This is a genomic window from Neptuniibacter pectenicola (assembly GCF_001597735.1).
GTDB lineage: Bacteria > Pseudomonadota > Gammaproteobacteria > Pseudomonadales > Balneatricaceae > Neptuniibacter > Neptuniibacter pectenicola.
Genome location: NZ_LUTS01000031.1, coordinates 1 through 1,785, shown reverse-complemented (window position 1 = coordinate 1,785; position 1,785 = coordinate 1). Strand labels below are relative to the sequence as shown.

The 1,785-nt window shown below is 49.0% G+C and carries 3 protein-coding genes; 1 reads left to right on the top strand and 2 read right to left on the bottom strand.

All coding sequences use genetic code 11. The annotated features are described in order from the left end of the window. Positions 1–281 precede the first annotated feature (281 nt). Positions 282–596, top strand: coding sequence for a hypothetical protein (locus A3773_RS16670; protein ID WP_156473562.1), 315 nt, complete (start codon positions 282–284; stop codon positions 594–596). A gap of 68 nt (positions 597–664) precedes the next feature. Here the strand turns inward: A3773_RS16670 and A3773_RS18615 are convergent, their stop codons facing one another. Continuing rightward, positions 665–1,381, bottom strand: coding sequence for a group II intron maturase-specific domain-containing protein (locus tag A3773_RS18615; protein ID WP_269454511.1), 717 nt, complete (start codon positions 1,379–1,381; stop codon positions 665–667). Beyond that, positions 1,320–1,634: a reverse transcriptase domain-containing protein gene (locus tag A3773_RS18400; protein WP_269454512.1), complete on the bottom strand. Its 315-nt coding sequence runs from the start codon at positions 1,632–1,634 to the stop codon at positions 1,320–1,322. The genes A3773_RS18615 and A3773_RS18400 overlap by 62 nt, the downstream gene beginning before the upstream one ends. Between the last annotated feature and the right edge of the window lie 151 nt (positions 1,635–1,785).

Here is a 1,785-nt window from a genome sequence, read left to right as displayed (position 1 = left end):
TGCCAACTCGCCTCCAGCCTACGCCTCATATGATGTTCTTGTTCATCAGCTCGCAGTTTTGCGTCAGGCTTCCTTTAGACCGTCCCTCGCAGGTTGGCCCTTGCCATTCGCTAGTAGTTATCATCTAATAAACGATATAAATCGCTATGGATGGTGACCTTCCTACAGAGGACTTTCACCTCATTAGTTCATGCCCATGCTGGGCGTACACAAGAAAAGTCATTTCGACGCGCTCTGCGCGCAACTGCTTTAAGCGTTATGTGTCGGGGAGAGTTCAGTAGTTGGAAATAATAATATTTGCAGGGATTGTAGCTTTATTAGCATGCCTTTCGGCAGGCCCATGTTTGTTGGTCTGGTCATTGTCAGCCAAATGGCTGCCTGAAAAGTATTACTTTCCGCCTATTAAAATGACGTTTGTGTGCGTGGTTTTATCTTTGGTTACCGCATACGCCATTAATTTTGAGCTTGAGGGAGGCGGCATATCCATTCTCATGGCAATCCTATTCCTTTCAACTATTTGGTCGGTTGTTTTGTTACCGTTACTGTTGGTAGTTAAATATGTTTTTGAAGGTTCTCGCCGTGAGAAAAACACATAATCGGGTAGCCGAGGGTCTCTAACCCTCAGCCCCCACAACACCCTGCATGCGGATCCGCACAGGGCGTTTCACTGAGAATGGTGAAGCTTGATCCATCCATCGCGCAATTCATAAAGCCCCTGAGATTTTAAGTAAGCATTGGATAATGCCTGATTAATCCCCGGTGTTTTAGAGCTTCGCCATGGGCCTTTACTGGTAATGCCACACGCAACAGCCGCCTGTACGTGGACGCCTCGACTCATCAGGTTCCTTACCTTGGTGCGTGGCTTTCGCCACTGCCGCCAGTAAGCCATCCTTATTCTGCGCCGAATCCAATGATCTAGATCGACGCAGAGTTGGTAGCAATTGGCGATGCCAAAATAGTTAATCCAGCCACGTATAAATTGGCTGGTCTTGAAGAGCTGATATTTCATCGACACCCCCCAGTTACGATTCGTTAACATGCGTATCCGCTGCTTAAATTTCAGTAGCGTTTTCTCATGCCATTGAATACGACCAGCCTTGAAGGTAAACCCCAAGAACTTACTCTCACTGGTTTTAACGACGCGACTTTTATCGGTATTGACGACCAGCTTCAAGCGGTTTTGCAAGTACTGACTGATACTGCGCAATACGCGTTCACCCGCTCGCTGACTCTTTACCACTATCGTAAAGTCGTCGGCGTAGCGGGCGAACTTGTGACCGCGCTTCTCAAGCTCTTTGTCCAAAGGGTCGAGCATGATGTTAGCCAGCAGGGGAGATAATGGGCCGGCCTCCCTGAGGAACACCTTCTCGGCTCTCACCATAGAACTGGTTCTCGACAAACCCAGCTCGAAGGTAGAGCTTAATCAACCTGAGTAAACGCTTATCCCTGATCTTGCGACCCAGGAGCGTCATCAGCAGGTCATGATTAACCCGGTCAAAGAACTTGGAGAGATCTATGTCCACCGCGATGCTGCGTCCCTCCTTGATAATGCCTTGTACCTGTTTAACCGCTTGCTGCCCATTTCGGCCCGGACGAAAACCAAAACTATGGTTTGAGAACTCCGGGTCGAAGATGGGCGTGAGGACTTGGGAAATGGCTTGCTAAATCACTCGATCACAGACGGTTGGAATCCCCAGTTGGCGAGTATCACCATCGGGTTTATCGATTTCAACGCGTCTGACCGGTGAGGGCGTATATCGACCTGTTGCCAGTTCGGTAGTGACC

Coding starts and splice junctions, on each gene's coding strand:
- A3773_RS18615 (WP_269454511.1), bottom strand. CDS start 1,381: ATGGTGAGAGCCGAGAAGGTGTTCCTCAGGGAGGCCGGCCCATTATCT.